General features: G+C 58.5%; 13 protein-coding genes. All 13 read left to right on the top strand.

Features of this window, described 5'->3' with window-relative positions:
• Nucleotides 1-9 precede the first annotated feature (9 nt).
• The 13 genes from murD to V7Z75_RS09840 all read left to right on the top strand — a co-directional run bounded on the left by murD (nt 10) and on the right by V7Z75_RS09840 (nt 14,706).
• Nucleotides 10-1,371 (top strand): UDP-N-acetylmuramoyl-L-alanine--D-glutamate ligase, encoded by a 1,362-nt coding sequence (gene murD / locus V7Z75_RS09900; RefSeq protein ID WP_334108456.1) that lies wholly within the window; start codon nt 10-12, stop codon nt 1,369-1,371.
• Complete coding sequence (gene ftsW, locus V7Z75_RS09895) at nt 1,368-2,546, top strand: putative lipid II flippase FtsW (RefSeq protein WP_334108455.1); 1,179 nt, start codon at nt 1,368-1,370, stop codon at nt 2,544-2,546. The genes murD and ftsW overlap by 4 nt, the downstream gene beginning before the upstream one ends.
• Nucleotides 2,543-3,649 carry an undecaprenyldiphospho-muramoylpentapeptide beta-N-acetylglucosaminyltransferase gene (gene murG, locus V7Z75_RS09890; protein WP_334108454.1) on the top strand — a complete coding sequence of 369 codons (1,107 nt, stop codon included), beginning with the start codon at nt 2,543-2,545 and terminating at the stop codon, nt 3,647-3,649. Before ftsW ends, murG begins: the two co-directional genes overlap by 4 nt.
• Nucleotides 3,646-5,073 (top strand): UDP-N-acetylmuramate--L-alanine ligase, encoded by a 1,428-nt coding sequence (gene murC, locus V7Z75_RS09885; protein WP_334108453.1) that lies wholly within the window; start codon nt 3,646-3,648, stop codon nt 5,071-5,073. Before murG ends, murC begins: the two co-directional genes overlap by 4 nt.
• A complete protein-coding gene (murB, locus tag V7Z75_RS09880; protein WP_334108452.1) occupies nt 5,070-5,963 on the top strand; it encodes a UDP-N-acetylmuramate dehydrogenase in 894 nt (297 codons plus the stop codon). The genes murC and murB overlap by 4 nt, the downstream gene beginning before the upstream one ends.
• On the top strand, nt 5,956-6,864 hold the full coding sequence (locus tag V7Z75_RS09875) for a D-alanine--D-alanine ligase (RefSeq protein ID WP_334108451.1): 909 nt from the start codon (nt 5,956-5,958) through the stop codon (nt 6,862-6,864). The genes murB and V7Z75_RS09875 overlap by 8 nt, the downstream gene beginning before the upstream one ends.
• A complete protein-coding gene (locus V7Z75_RS09870) occupies nt 6,854-7,585 on the top strand; it encodes a cell division protein FtsQ/DivIB (RefSeq protein ID WP_334108450.1) in 732 nt (243 codons plus the stop codon). Before V7Z75_RS09875 ends, V7Z75_RS09870 begins: the two co-directional genes overlap by 11 nt.
• 25 nt (nt 7,586-7,610) lie before the next feature.
• Nucleotides 7,611-8,849 carry a cell division protein FtsA gene (gene ftsA / locus V7Z75_RS09865; RefSeq protein WP_334108449.1) on the top strand — a complete coding sequence of 413 codons (1,239 nt, stop codon included), beginning with the start codon at nt 7,611-7,613 and terminating at the stop codon, nt 8,847-8,849.
• Between the two features lie 76 nt (nt 8,850-8,925).
• Nucleotides 8,926-10,089, top strand: coding sequence for a cell division protein FtsZ (gene ftsZ, locus V7Z75_RS09860; RefSeq protein ID WP_334108448.1), 1,164 nt, complete (start codon nt 8,926-8,928; stop codon nt 10,087-10,089).
• Between the two features lie 141 nt (nt 10,090-10,230).
• Nucleotides 10,231-11,160: a UDP-3-O-acyl-N-acetylglucosamine deacetylase gene (lpxC, locus tag V7Z75_RS09855; RefSeq protein WP_334108447.1), complete on the top strand. Its 930-nt coding sequence runs from the start codon at nt 10,231-10,233 to the stop codon at nt 11,158-11,160.
• A 273-nt stretch (nt 11,161-11,433) separates the two neighbouring features.
• Complete coding sequence (locus tag V7Z75_RS09850) at nt 11,434-11,616, top strand: hypothetical protein (protein WP_334108446.1); 183 nt, start codon at nt 11,434-11,436, stop codon at nt 11,614-11,616.
• Between the two features lie 75 nt (nt 11,617-11,691).
• Nucleotides 11,692-13,704, top strand: coding sequence for a lytic transglycosylase domain-containing protein (locus V7Z75_RS09845; protein ID WP_334108445.1), 2,013 nt, complete (start codon nt 11,692-11,694; stop codon nt 13,702-13,704).
• Nucleotides 13,705-13,740: 36 nt separating this feature from the next.
• Nucleotides 13,741-14,706 (top strand): complex I NDUFA9 subunit family protein, encoded by a 966-nt coding sequence (locus tag V7Z75_RS09840; RefSeq protein WP_334108444.1) that lies wholly within the window; start codon nt 13,741-13,743, stop codon nt 14,704-14,706.

Below are 14,706 nucleotides of genomic sequence, written 5' to 3'. Positions count from 1 at the left end.
AAAGGATCTATGCTGCAACTCAAGGACAAACAAGTGTTAGTGCTGGGGCTGGGTGATACCGGCCTTTCGGCATTGCGCTGGCTTGCTCGCCAGGGCGCGCGCCTGTCCGTTGCCGATAGCCGTGAACTGCCGCCAGTCCTGGATGTGGTCAGGCAGGAGTTCCCTGCAGTCGCCGTGCATCTGGGTCCTTTCACTGCAGCCGCATTCCAGGTCGCGGAGTTGATCGTCGCCAGTCCAGGCGTGCCACTCGCTGAACCTGAAATCCAGGCTGCCATCCGGCGCGGCATATCCGTGGTAGGCGATGTCGAGCTGTTCGCGCAAACCAGGCCTGCTCATGCCAAAGTGATCGCGATTACCGGCGCAAATGGCAAGAGCACCGTTACCACGCTGGTGGGCGAGATATGCAAGGCTGCAGGCCTCAACACAGTCGTGGCGGGCAATATTGGCTTGCCAATACTGGACGCGATCGACGAGGCGGCCGATGTTTATGTGCTTGAGCTTTCCAGCTTCCAGCTCGAAACCACGCATAGCTTGGCGGCGGATGCGGCGACGGTGCTCAATATCAGTGAAGACCATATGGATCGCTATGCCGACATGCAGGCCTATGCCAATGCCAAGGCGCGCATCTTCGCCCACGCCCGCTTGCAGGTACTCAACGCTGATGATGCATGGAGCCGAGGCATGACGGTTCAGGGCCTATCTCAGCTCGCATTTGGCCTGAAAGCACCGGGTAATGAACAGGAGTACGGCCTGCTGCATGATGCCGGCGAAGCCTGGCTGGCCCGCGGACAGCGCAAGCTGATGCCGGTGTCCGCCTTGAAAATCAGCGGCCTGCACAATGCGGCCAATGCCTTGGCGGCACTCGCATTATGTAGTGAGCTTGATATTGATGAAGAAGTTGCATTGCGGGCATTGCGTGATTTCAAGGGTTTGCCGCATCGCGTGCAATGGGTGGCCGACGTGGAAGGCGTGTCCTTCTATGACGACTCCAAGGGAACGAATGTCGGCGCGACTGTTGCGGCGCTTAATGGCTTGAGCCGCAAGCTTGTGCTGATAGCAGGTGGCGACGGCAAGGGACAGGATTTCGCACCATTGCAGATGCCTGTAGCGGTGCATGCGCGAGCCGTGGTGTTGGTCGGACGTGATGCTGTCCTGATAGCTGCTGCCCTGGAAAGCACTGGCGTGAAACTGATGCAGGCTGTCAGCTTGGAGCAGGCTGTGGAAGAAGCATTCGCATTGGCTGAAGAGGGTGACGCCGTGCTGCTTTCTCCCGCTTGCGCGAGCCTGGACATGTTCCGTAACTATGTGCATCGCGCAGAAGTGTTTGTGCAGGCCGTGCACCGGTTGCAGGCACGGGAGGCGCGAGCATGAACAATATGATGTACATGCTGAGCGGGCGCGACCGGCTGACTTCTTCATCCTCGACCTATGACCAGGCCTTGGTCTGGGTGGTGCTGATCCTGTTGGGCATAGGCCTGGTGATGGTGTATTCCGCGTCGATCGCGCTGGCAGAAGCGGACAGGATGACTGGTCATCAATCCACCTATTTTCTGGTACGTCACGCTATTTTTCTTGGCATCAGCCTGGCAGCGGCGTTTGCAGTGTTCCAGGTGCCCACGCGACTTTGGCAGAAAATGGCGCCATATCTATTTTTACTGGGGTTGTTCCTCTTGGTATTGGTGCTGATTCCCGGTGTCGGACGCAACGTCAACGGCAGCCAGCGTTGGCTGTCGCTGTTCGTGATCAATCTGCAACCATCGGAATTCATGAAGCTGTTCGCCGCGATCTACGTCGCGGACTACACCATCCGCAAGGCGGAAGTGATGGACAGCATCAAGCGTGGCTTCTTGCCCATGGTGGCAGTGATGGTGGTGGTCGGATGGTTGTTGCTGCGCGAGCCCGACTTCGGCGCGTTCAGCGTGATCGTTGCCATTTCCATGGCGATACTTTGGCTGGGCGGTATCAACGGCCGCATCTTCGGCGGGCTTATGGCCTTGCTGCCGGTGGCGGTGGTAGGCCTGATCTGGAGCTCCCCATACCGCCTGCAGCGCGTGATCGGCTTCATGGACCCCTGGGCCGACCCTTATGGCAAAGGCTATCAGCTCTCGCATGCATTGATCGCTTTCGGCCGTGGCGAATGGCTGGGTGTTGGCCTGGGTGCCAGCGTGGAAAAACTGCTCTACCTGCCTGAGGCGCATACCGACTTCCTCATGGCGGTGATCGCCGAGGAGCTCGGCTTCATTGGCGTCATGGTTGTGGTTGGCCTGTTCGCCTGGTTAGTGATTCGCGCCTTCCGCATCGGCAAGGAAGCCATTGCCAACGAACGCTACTTCTCCGCCTTGCTCGCGCAAGGCATAGGCGTCTGGATCGGCGTGCAGAGCATGATCAATATCGGCGTGAATATGGGCGTGCTGCCGACCAAAGGACTGACCCTGCCTCTGCTGTCATTCGGCGGCAGCGGCATTCTGGCGAACTGCATTGCGTTGGCGATTTTGCTCCGAGTCGACTGGGAGAATAGACGCATACAGAAGGGATTGCCAGCATGAGCAAGACCTTACTCATCATGGCAGCGGGCACCGGCGGGCATGTCATGCCGGGCCTGGCTATCGCCAAGGCCATGCAGGGGCGTGGCTGGAACGTGCATTGGCTGGGAACTTCACATGGCATGGAAAACCGCCTGGTACCGCCAAGCGGGTTGCCGATGACGCAGCTCAAGTTCTCCGGCCTGCGCGGCAAGGGATGGAAACATACGGTGCTGGGTGTGTTCCGCCTGCTGGGCTCTACTTGGAAGGCATGGCGATTGTTGCGCGAATTGAAGCCGCAGGCCGTGCTCGGCATGGGCGGTTATGTCACGGTGCCGGGCGGCTGGGCCGCCAAAGCGGCAGGGGTGCCGCTGGCAGTGGTGAATGCGGATGCCGCCTTGCTGATGTCGAACCGTGCGCTGGTCAAGCATGCCAAGCGCGTATTGTTCGGCTTCGAAGGTGGCGCCGCGACATTGGGTGACATGGCGTTCAAGGCACGCGTGACCGGTAACCCGGTGCGGGCCGAGATCGTGGATATTGATTCACCGGAACAGCGCTTTGCAGGGCGCAAAGGGCCGCTACACCTATTGGTTGTGGGCGGGAGCCTGGGGGCACAAGTATTGAATGCGACCTTGCCCAAGGCGTTGGCCTTGTTGTCAATGGAGCTGCGCCCGGTGGTGACTCACCAATCCGGCACGCAGCATATCGATGCCTTGCGTGAGGCATATGCCGCTGCAGGGGTGGAAGCCAGGGTAGTGCCTTTTATTGATGATATGGCGAGCGCCTATGCTGAGGCCGATGTGCTGGTATGCCGTGCGGGGGCGATCACGGTGAGCGAGCTGGCGGTGGCCGGCGTTGCGAGCATCCTGGTGCCGCTGGTGGTGTCGACGACTTCGCACCAGCGCGACAATGCGCGCTGGATGGCGGAACACGGCGCGGCTATCCACCTGCCGCAGCAGGAAATGACGCCGCAGAGGCTGGCCGCGCTGCTGCAGGAGCTGACTCGAACCCGCCTGCTGGCGATGGCGCATGCCGCGCGCGAGTTGGGCAGGCCGAAGGCGACAGAGACGATTGCGAATGAACTGGAAAGTATTGCCCTGCCATCGCAGGGAGGGAAGCGCCAATGAAACATAAAGTGAAACACGTGCATTTCGTCGGTATCGGCGGTTCGGGCATGAGTGGCATTGCCGAAGTCCTGCTCAACTTGGGCTTCAGCGTGAGCGGTTCCGACCTTGCTGACAACGCCACCACGCGCAGGCTGGCCGGGTTCGGCGCCAGGCTGCACCAGGGACACGCCGCGGAGAACCTCGGGGAGGCCGATGTGGTGGTGATTTCCAGCGCGGTCAAGGACGACAACCCCGAAGTGGTGGCGGCGCGCGAGCGCAGCGTTCCCATCATTCCGCGCGCGCTGATGCTGGCCGAGCTCATGCGTTTCCGCCAGGGCATTGCGATCGCCGGCACGCACGGCAAGACCACGACCACCAGCCTCATTGCCAGCATCCTGGCGGAAGCCGGGATGGATCCTACCTTCGTGATCGGCGGGCGGCTGGAAGCCTCGGGCAGCAATGCGCGCCTGGGATCGGGAGAGTTCATCGTTGCGGAAGCCGATGAGTCGGATGCCTCCTTCCTGCACCTCACTCCCATCATTTCCGTGGTCACCAATATCGATGCCGACCATATGGACACCTACGGCCATGATTTCGAGCGTCTCAAGGGTGCGTTTGTCGAATTCCTGCAGCGCCTGCCGTTCTACGGCATGGCCGTGGTATGTATCGACGACCCGAATATCCGCGCCATCCTGCCGCAGGTTTCCAAGCAGGTGATGCCGTATGGCTTTTCGGAAGAGGCCCGTATCCGTGCCAGCAACGTGCGTGCGGAAAATGGCCGCATGCACTTTACCGTGAGTCGCATCAACGGTGTGACGACGACATTCGATGTCACGCTCAACCTGCCCGGCAGGCATTACGTGCTGAATGCGCTGGCTGCGATTGCGGTGGCCAGCGAGCTCAACGTACCTGATAGCGCCATCATCAAGGCGCTGGCCGAATTCAAGGGCGTGGGGCGCCGTTTCGAGCGCTACGGCGAAGTGCCGGCCAGGAGCGGCGGACAGTTCACATTGATAGACGACTACGGGCACCACCCGGTTGAAATGAGCGCCGTGATTGCCGCCGCGCGAGACGCCTTCCCCGGGCGCAGGCTGGTACTGGCTTTCCAGCCACATCGCTATACCCGCACACGGGATTGCTTCGAGGATTTCGTCAAGGTACTTTCCAGCGCCGATGCGGTGCTGCTGACAGAGGTATATGCCGCAGGCGAGGCGCCTATCGTGGCCGCCGACGGGCGTTCGCTGGCACGCGCGATTCGTGTCGCAGGCAAGGTGGAGCCGCTGTTTGTCGATACCTCGCAGGAGTTGCCGCAGGCAATCGTGGACATGGCGCAGGATGGCGACGTGGTGATCGTGATGGGCGCAGGCTCCATCGGCCAGGTCGCTGCCAAAACCAGGGAGCTGGCGGCCGCTGCAGAGAGTGTACCCATGGAGGCTGTGCAGTGACGGTCACGGTCGCGACAGGCAATCTGCTCTATGACGAGTCATTGGCCCGTTATACCAGTTGGCGTGCGGGCGGAGCAGCCGAGCGGCTGTATATTCCCGCCGGCCTGGACGATCTACAGCAATTCCTCGCGGGGTTGCCTGCCGACGAGCCACTGCATTTCATCGGCCTGGGCTCCAACCTGCTGGTGCGCGATGGTGGCGTCAAGGGAACAGTGGTCCTCATGCATGGCGCATTGACCACACTGCAGCTGAATACAGGATTTGTCTACGCCGAGGCAGGCGTGACCTGCGCCAAGCTTGCCAAGTTTGCCGCGCGCCAGCATAAGCATGGCGCGGAGTTCATGGCGGGCATACCGGGCACCGTGGGCGGTGCGCTGGCGATGAACGCCGGCTGCCATGGCGGCGAGACCTGGGAGATTGTTGACCGCGTGCTGACCATAGACCGCGAAGGCAAGCTGCACGAGCGCAACCACCAGGCGTTCGCCACCGCCTACCGCCATGTGGAGATGCCGGTGGCGGACGAATGGTTCGTCGCCGCCTGGTTCAAGCTTGCGGATGGCGATGCGGTGGAAGCGGAGGCCAGGATCAAACAGCTGTTGGCAAGGCGTCTGGCGACACAGCCGTTGAACCTGCCGAATGCCGGGTCGGTGTTCCGCAACCCGCCGGGCGACCATGCGGCGCGCCTGATCGAGACCAGCGGCCTCAAGGGGTACAGCATCGGCGGGGCGCAGGTGTCGGAGAAGCATGCCAACTTCATCGTCAACCAGGGCGCTGCGACGGCAAGGGATATCGAGGAATTGATCCTGCATGTGCGGGAGGTAGTGAAGCAAAAGCAGGGCGTGGACCTGCAAGCGGAAGTGAGAGTGATTGGAGAGGATGGGCATGAGTAGGGATTTCGGCAAAGTGGCCGTTCTGCTGGGCGGCAAGTCGGGCGAGCGCGAGGTGTCGCTGAAGAGCGGTGCCGCGGTGCTGGCTGCCTTGCGTCGCGGCGGTGTCGATGCCCATGCCTTTGACCCGGCCGACCGGGCGTTGAGCGAGCTGGCCGGGTTCGATCGCGTGTTCATCGCACTGCATGGCCGCTATGGCGAGGACGGCACCATCCAGGGCGCGCTAGAACTCATGGGCATCCCGTATACCGGCAGTGGCGTGATGGCGTCCAGCGTGGGCATGGACAAATGGCGCACCAAACTGCTCTGGCGCGCGGCTGGCGTGGCGACGCCCGAGTTCGAGCTGGTCGATGCCGATAGCGACTTTGCCGCGATCGAGAAGCGTCTTGGTTTGCCTTTGTTCGTGAAACCGGCCAACGAAGGCTCCAGCATCGGCATCAGCAAAGTGAAGGCTGCAGGCGGCCTCAAGGCTGCCTACGAGCTGGCTGCCAAGTCCGACCCGCTGGTAATCGCGGAGCAATTCGTCGGCGGCGGCGAATACACAGTAGGCATTCTCGGCGATGAAGCCTTGCCCGTGATCCGCATTGTGCCTGCCAACGAGTTCTACGACTACGAGGCCAAGTACCTGCGCGACGATACGCAATACCTCTGTCCTTGCGGGCTGGATGCCGCCTTGGAGGAAAAGATCAAGGCCGAGGCCTTGCAGGCGTTCCGCGTGGTCGGCGGGCAGGGCTGGGGCAGAGTGGATTTCCTCATGGATGAGGCCGGACGGCATTACTTCCTTGAAGTGAACACTTCGCCCGGCATGACCGACCATAGCCTGGTGCCGATGGGAGCCAAGGCGGTCGGGCTCAGTTTCGATGAGTTGGTGCTGAAGGTATTGGAGCTGGCGCATGTGGGATAAGCCGCGCGCCCTCAACTGGGTGGCGAACCTGCTCAATGCGCTGGCGGCAGTGATGTTTTTGTACGGGCTGGTGTATGTGGTCGTGCACCTGCCGATTTTTCCGCTCAAGGAAGTGCGGGTGGAAGGCAAGCTGGATCACGTGACGCGCGAGCAGATCAAGTTGATCGCAGACCGGCATTTGCAGGGCAATTTCTTCACGGTGGACGTGGTGAAGGCGCGCGACGCCTTCCAGAAGCTGCCGTGGGCGCGCAAGGTCAGCGTGCGCAAGCGTTGGCCCGACCGCCTGGAAGTGGTGATCGAGGAACAGAGGGAGCTGGCGCGTTGGGGAAATATCGCGTTGGTGAACACTTACGGTGAGTTGTTCCACGCCGCCTCGGACAGTGACCTGCCGGTGTTCTACGGTCCCGGGGACGGTGTGGCGGAAGTGGCGAAGCAATACGGCGCCTATAGCCAGATCCTGGGTACGGGTACCGGCATGCACATCGCGCAGCTGGCATTGACCCCGCGCCGCGCCTGGCAGATCAAGACCAATACCGGCATGGTGATCGAACTGGGCCGGGAAGAGATGGAGACGCGCTTGCAGAAGTTCGCCAGCGTATATGAACAGACATTAGGCGGGTTGAAGGTGGCAATCAACTACGCCGATTTGCGCTATCCCAACGGTTTTGCCGTACGTAAGCCCGAGGGATTGAAGCCAAAACGCAAGACAGGAGCAGCCTGAGTAACATGGAAAATTGGAGAAATAAATGAGCAGGGTCCGGGAAGATAAGAACCTCATTGTCGGGCTGGATATAGGCACTTCAAAGATCGTCGCCATCGTGGCTGAGTTGCAGGTGGATGGCAGTCTCAAGGTCATCGGCCTGGGCCAACATGCCTCGCGGGGGCTAAAGAAGGGAGTGGTGGTGAATATCGACTCCACCGTGCAGGCTATCCAGCGCGCGCTGGAAGAGGCTGAGCTCATGGCGGATTGCAAGATCAGCACTGTATTCACTGGCATTGCAGGCTCGCATATCAAGAGCCTCAACTCGCACGGCATGGTGAAGATCAAGGATGCCGAGGTGACGCAGATGGACGTGGACCGCGTGATCGAGACTGCGCGGGCGATTGCCCTGCCGTCCGACCAGCAGATTCTGCATATCCTCACGCAGGAATTCATCATTGACGGGCAGGAGGATGTGCGCGAGCCCCTGGGCATGAGCGGCATGAAGCTGGAGGTCAAGGTTCATATCGTTACAGGTGCCGTTTCCGCCGCGCAGAACATCGTCAAGTGCATCAAGCGCTGCGGACTGGAGGTGAGCGACCTCATCCTGCAACCATTGGCTTCCAGCACGGCAGTATTGACCGAGGACGAGAAAGAGCTTGGTGTCTGTCTGGTGGATATTGGCGGCGGCACGACCGACATTGCCGTGTTCAAGCAGGGCGCGATCCGCCATACCGCAGTGGTGCCGATTGCGGGCGACCAGATTACCAACGACGTGGCGGTGGCGTTCCGCACGCCAACTCAGTCGGCAGAAGAGATCAAGATCAAGCACGGCTGCGCCTTGCGTCAGCTTGCTGATCCGCGCGAAGTGGTGGAAGTGCCTGGCGTCGATGGCCGCGACCCGCGCCAGTTGTCGGTGCAGACTTTGGCCGAGGTGATTGAGCCGCGTGTGGTCGAATTGTATGAATTCGTGCTTGGCGAGCTACGCCGCAGCGGCATGGAGGAAATGATCGCTTCCGGCATCGTGATTACAGGCGGTTCTTCCCTGATGAAGGGGATGGTGGAGCTGGGTGAAGAGATTTTCCACATGCCGGTGCGCCTTGGCATGCCGCGCAGTGTGGGAGGTTTGTCCGAGGTGGTAGGCAATCCGCGATATGCCACCGGGGTGGGACTGGTGTTGATGGGGCAGCAGCAAGTTGAGCGTCATCTCCAGGGACAGTTGGAATCCAATTCTTTCAGCCAGGTGTTGAGCCGGATGAAGAGTTGGTTTCAGGGTAATTTTTAGCAGTTGAGTTGAATGGCAGCGTGTAGTTGTACTTTTTTCGAGTTTAGGCAGACGTAATATTTAAGGAGGATGGAACATGTTTGAGATTATGGACAGGGACTCACAAGAGGCCGTGATCAAGGTGATAGGCGTGGGCGGTTGCGGCGGTAACGCCGTGGCGCACATGATTGCCAAGGAAGTCGGCGGCGTGGAATTTATTTGTGCCAATACCGATATGCAGGCGCTGAAGAAGAGCCAGGCCAAAACCGTGTTGCAGATTGGCACTGAGATCACCAAGGGACTGGGCGCGGGTGCGCGTCCTGAAATCGGTCGCGAGGCTGCGCTGGAAGACCGCGACCACATCGCGGAAGTGATCGATGGCGCAGATATGTTGTTCATCACCGCTGGCATGGGCGGCGGTACTGGCACCGGCGCTGCGCCCATCATCGCGGAAGTGGCCAAGGAAATGGGTATCCTCACTGTGGCCGTGGTGACCAAGCCTTTTGCTTTTGAAGGCAAGCGCACCAAGGTGGCGCAAGAGGGCCTGGAAGAACTTTCCAAGCACGTGGACTCTCTTATCATCATCCCGAACGAGAAGCTCATGCAGGTGCTGGGTGAGGACGTACCGTTCCTGGAAGCCTTCAGGGCCGCGAATGACGTGTTGCACAACGCGGTTTCAGGCATTGCCGAGATCATCAATTGCCCAGGCATGGTGAACGTCGACTTTGCCGACGTGCGTACCGTAATGTCCGAAATGGGCATGGCGATGATGGGTTCCGCCACTGCCACCGGTAGCGAGCGCGCCCGTATTGCGGCTGAACAAGCTGTGGCAAGCCCATTGCTGGAAGATGTGAATTTGGCGAATGCGCGCGGCGTGCTGGTCAATATCACTGCAAGCATGTCCTTCAAGATGAAGGAATACTACGACGTGATGAACACCATCAAGGAATTCACTGCGGATGATGCGACCGTGATCGTCGGTAATGTATTCGATGAATCCATGGGCGACGGTCTGCGCGTGACCATGGTCGCGACCGGCCTGAACGGCACTGTGGCTCGCCGTCAGCAGAAACCTGAATTGCGTGTGATGACCCAGGTGCGCGATGGCACGACCAATCAGCCTGTATATATGGGCGGCATGGACGACGAGGGTCCGGCTGTATTCAGCTCCAATGGCCGTCGTGCCCAGGTCGAAGCCATGAAGATGTCGGGCGTGGAGGAATATGATATTCCTGCATTCCTGCGCAAGCAGGCTGACTAAAGCCAGGCATCCAGATGGGCATCTTCATTAGTATGGCTTCCGTGCCGGAGCGGGTGGGTGACCGCCTGCCCGGGAAGGGTGAGCTCGCGTGATATAATGTGAGGATTATGTAGATGGGGGTTCTCGTTCAGAGAGATCACAGTGCTTAAACAAAGAACACTGAAAAATGAAATCAGCGCCACTGGTGTTGGGTTGCATTCTGGCGACAAGGTTACCCTGACCTTGAAGCCAGCCGCGCCTGATACCGGTATTGTCTTCCGCAGGGTCGATCTGCCCGGCACTGCGGCATTCAGGGTGCAACCCCATCTCGTCACCGATACCAAACTGTGCTCCGCGCTGGAATGCAATGGTGCGCGGGTCGCTACGATCGAGCACCTGATGTCTGCCTTGGCCGGATTGGGTGTGGACAATATCCATATCGAGCTCAATGCTGGTGAAGTGCCTATCATGGACGGCAGTGCCGGGCCTTTTGTATTCCTTCTGCAACAGGCCGGTATTGTCGAACAAACTGCGATGAAGAAATTCATCCGCATCAAAAAAACTGTTGAATATCGCGAAGGTGACAAATGGGTGCGTTTCGATCCCTATTTTGGCTTCAGGCTCGATTTCACGATTGATTTCAACCATCCTGCCGTGGAAAATACCGGGCAGAAAATTACAATGGATTTTGCTGACAACTCCTATATCAAGGAAATCAGCCGCGCGCGCACCTTCGGTTTCATGCATGAGGTCGAGGCATTGCGCTCCATGGGCCTGGCCCGCGGCGGTAGCCTGGATAATGCCATTGTGCTTGATGAATACCGCGTACTGAACAGCGATGGCCTGCGTTATGACGACGAGTTCGTGAAGCACAAGATGCTGGATGCGATTGGCGATCTGTATGTGCTGGGCCATCCGCTGATTGGCGCTTTCAGCGCCTACAAGGCCGGCCATTACATGAACAATCAATTGTTGCGCACCTTGCTAGCAGATGCAGAAGCCTGGGAATATGCCACCTTTGACAAGTTCGATGAGGCCCCCCAGGCGTTCCGCAACCCGATTGGCATGCCGCCAGTCCTGCAATACGTTTAAGAACCTGATCAAAGACTTTTTATGAGATACGTCGACCTGACAAGGCAGTCGAAGCAAGGCGTAAACCGCAGTCGTGCTCATTGCACGGCGAGGATTTACAACACAGCAGCGGCTGCCTTGTCAGGCCAACCCGAAGGGCATGGCTTCAAAACGCGCCCGCTCCGTGTTGCAGTCCTTGGCAAGGCAATGAGCATTACCCGTGGACTGCGCCTTGACTGGACGCGTTTTGAAACCATGCGTACTTATAAAAAGTCTTTGATCAGGTTCTAATCCATGCTGGTATTACGCATCCTGCTGATATTGGCAGCCATTTCTGTCGTAGTGTCGCTGGGTATCTATTTTCTTTCGGGCGACAAGCGCTATTTACGGTTTACCTGGCAGTTGATCAAGTTTCTTGTAGTGATGATGGTCACGGTGGCTTTGGTCATTAGCATGGGTCGTATCATTCTCTATTAGCTGGCTTGATTGCAGCGGTCTATCCCTTGGGTCGCTGTGCTATGCTTGGTGTTGCGTCACGGTTTGGGTACACACATGCAGTCAAGTAAAGTAGGCATCATGCTGGCAGCCTCGTCAAAAAATGCTGGCAAATCCAATGGGCAGGACAAGGTGGTATTGATTCCGCTTTTGCTGGCGTGCTGGATGCTTTTTTTTCAAACTCATGCAGTGCATGCTGCCAGCGCTGACGATCTTTTTCAGAACGCACGTGCCGCCTATAACAGCCGCAATCTCAATGCGCTGACCGATGCTTCGCAACGCCTGCACGCGCAACAATATATTCTGGCGCCTTATACCGATTATTGGCGTTTGCTGCTCAACCTGTCCCAAGCGGACAAGCAGACGGTCCAGGCTTTTCTTGAGCAATACAAAGACGCGCCTTTTGCCGACCGCCTGCGTGGGGAGTGGCTGAAGATATTGGCACGCCGCCAGGATTGGACCGCCTTCTTTGAGGAATACCCAAAGTTCCAGCGTGAGGATATGGCGGTCAGTTGTTATGCCACGGATGGCCATATTCAGCAGGGGCTGGAATCGGGGGTCGAAGAAGGCAAGGCGCTATGGCTGACTGGCAATGAGCTGCCAGCCAATTGCGAAGCTGTATTCAACCGTTTGCAGCAAGGCGGGGTGTTGCGCGAAGAGGATATATGGGCGCGTATTCGTTTGCTGCTGCAGGGCTCACGGATCACGGTCGCCAAGGCGGTGCTGCAACGCCTGCCGGGTTTCGACAAGAACAACCTCAAGCTGCTCGACCGTGTTTACCAGAACCCGCAACAGGTGCTGGAAAAGCAACAGATCAGTTTCAAGACCCGCTTGGGCAAGGAGCTCAATCTCTATGCGCTGGAGCGTCTGAGCCGTGGCCAGCCTGCGTTGGCGCTGGATATATGGGAAAAGCGGCATGTCAATTTTGATGTGGCCGACCGCGATTATTTCTGGGGACGTTTTGCCTTGCATGCGGCGCGCAAGCATGATCCTGCCGCGCTGACGTATTTCCAGAGAGCGGGCAATGCCGTGCTTGATAAGGAGCAGCAGGAATGGAAGGCCAGGGCTGCCATGCGTGCCGGCGATTGGAAGGAATTGCAGGCGACGATTGCCACCATGCCTGAATCCCAGCAGGAAGAGCAGGTCTGGCAATACTGGAAGGCCAGAGCACTCAAGGAACAGAAGCAGCTGGTGGCGGCCAACCTGATACTGGTCAAGCTTTCCAAGGAGAATACCTATTATGGCCTGCTGGCAGAGGAGGAGATGGGCGATGTCATGGCGGCACAGCACCAGCCTTACAAGGCCAGTGCGGATGAGGTGCGGGCAGCGCTGGAAAATGCAGGCATACAACGCGCGCTGGCGTTGCGACGCCTGGAGATGCGTTGGGAGTCGCGCGAGGAGTGGCGGTTTGCCAGCCGTGATTTCGACGATAAGCAACTGATTGCGGCGGCAGAGGTGGCGTTTCGTGAGGGTTGGTATGACATTGCCATCAGCACCGCCGACCGTACCAAGCTGGTGCATGATTTCGCCCTGCGCTATCCCACGCCTTATCGCGATATCATGCAGGGATATGCGGCGGACAATGCGCTGGACGAAGCATGGGTCTATGGTCTGATTCGCCAGGAGAGCCGCTTTGTGAGCTGGGCCAAATCCGTGGCTGGCGCCTCGGGATTGATGCAGGTCATGCCTGAAACGGCTAAATGGATTGCCAAACGCATGGGTATGGGCGATTACAAACCTGCCATGATCAACCAGCTCGATACCAACCTGAAATTCGGCACGCACTACCTGCGCTACACCATGGACAGGATGGAGCAGCAGCCATTGATGGCGACGGCTGCCTATAATGCGGGGCCAGGCAGGCCGAAGCGCTGGGCTTCGGACAAGCCGCTGGAGGGTGCTATTTATGCGGAAACCATTCCCTTCAGCGAGACGCGGGACTATGTGAAAAAGGTATTGGGTAATTCCATCTATTATTCGCAGCAGCTCGGCACCAAGCCGCAGACGCTGAAAGAACGACTGGGAACTGTTCCCGGGGTGGGCGAGCCTATCAATCCGGAACAGGACTAATGCCAGATTCTGGCAATCATTGAAGGGATAGTGGTAATGCAACGTATCAGGCAAGTATGTGTCCTTGGCGGCTCCGGTTTCGTCGGCAGTGCGATTGTGCAGAAACTGAGCACGGCAGGCTATGACGTCAAGGTGCTAACCCGGCGGCGGGAAAGCAGCAAGCACCTGATCCTGCTCCCCAACGTGCAGGTTGTGGAGTGTGACATCTTCAACGATACCGCGTTGGCAGGTCAGATTCACGGACAGGATGCGGTCATCAACCTGGTAGGCATTCTGCATGAGTCATCGCAAGCGAGTTTCCAGAAGATACATGCCGAGCTACCCAATCGTATTGCGGATATCTGCTGCAAGCAGGGTGTGAAGCGGTTGCTGCATATGAGCGCGCTCAAGGCAAGCGCCGGTGCCAAGAGCGCCTACTTGCGTTCCAAGGCAGCGGGTGAGGCTACCGTGCTTGCGCATTCCGGTGAGTTGAACGTGACCGTATTCAGGCCTTCCGTTATTTTTGGCCGTGGCGACCAGTTCCTCAGCTTGTTCGCCAGTGTAGTCAAGCTGTTGCCAGTTATTGCAGTCGCCAAGCCTCTGGCGCGGTTTCAACCGATCTGGGTTGAGGATGTGGCGCATGTGTTCGTGGCCGCACTGGAAAATGTCAGTACTTATGGCCGCAGCATCGATCTGGGAGGGCCGCAGGTGTATACCCTGCAGGAACTCATCAGCTTTGTGGCTTTCCTGCTCGGCAAGAAACGCCGCATCGTCCCGCTCAACGACACGCTTTCCTACTACCAGGCCTATGTCATGGAAAAATTGCCGGTCAAGCTCATGACGCGGGATAACCTGTTCAGCATGGAGGTGGACAGCGTGTGTGACCAGCCTGTGCAAGAGTTGTTTGGTGTGCCGACAACGTCATTGGAGGCGATCGCGCCAGAATACCTGGTTGGCGATACGCCACGCGGCGCTTATGATCGTTTCCGCAGTTTTGCGGGAAGAACATTCAGCAAGCACTGA

It is taken from the genome of Methylobacillus sp., assembly GCF_036844465.1.
Classification (GTDB): Bacteria; Pseudomonadota; Gammaproteobacteria; order Burkholderiales; family Methylophilaceae; genus Methylobacillus.
This window is presented reverse-complemented; position numbering and strand designations above follow the sequence as displayed.

What these genes read in the sequence shown, in the direction of transcription:
- murD (WP_334108456.1), top strand. Translation starts at nt 10, where the DNA reads ATGCTGCAACTCAAGGACAAACAAGTGTTAGTGCTGGGGCTGGGTGAT.
- ftsW (WP_334108455.1), top strand. Translation starts at nt 1,368, where the DNA reads ATGAACAATATGATGTACATGCTGAGCGGGCGCGACCGGCTGACTTCT.
- murG (WP_334108454.1), top strand. Translation starts at nt 2,543, where the DNA reads ATGAGCAAGACCTTACTCATCATGGCAGCGGGCACCGGCGGGCATGTC.
- murC (WP_334108453.1), top strand. Translation starts at nt 3,646, where the DNA reads ATGAAACATAAAGTGAAACACGTGCATTTCGTCGGTATCGGCGGTTCG.
- V7Z75_RS09875 (WP_334108451.1), top strand. Translation starts at nt 5,956, where the DNA reads ATGAGTAGGGATTTCGGCAAAGTGGCCGTTCTGCTGGGCGGCAAGTCG.
- V7Z75_RS09870 (WP_334108450.1), top strand. Translation starts at nt 6,854, where the DNA reads ATGTGGGATAAGCCGCGCGCCCTCAACTGGGTGGCGAACCTGCTCAAT.
- ftsA (WP_334108449.1), top strand. Translation starts at nt 7,611, where the DNA reads ATGAGCAGGGTCCGGGAAGATAAGAACCTCATTGTCGGGCTGGATATA.
- ftsZ (WP_334108448.1), top strand. Translation starts at nt 8,926, where the DNA reads ATGTTTGAGATTATGGACAGGGACTCACAAGAGGCCGTGATCAAGGTG.
- V7Z75_RS09850 (WP_334108446.1), top strand. Translation starts at nt 11,434, where the DNA reads ATGCTGGTATTACGCATCCTGCTGATATTGGCAGCCATTTCTGTCGTA.
- V7Z75_RS09845 (WP_334108445.1), top strand. Translation starts at nt 11,692, where the DNA reads ATGCAGTCAAGTAAAGTAGGCATCATGCTGGCAGCCTCGTCAAAAAAT.
- V7Z75_RS09840 (WP_334108444.1), top strand. Translation starts at nt 13,741, where the DNA reads ATGCAACGTATCAGGCAAGTATGTGTCCTTGGCGGCTCCGGTTTCGTC.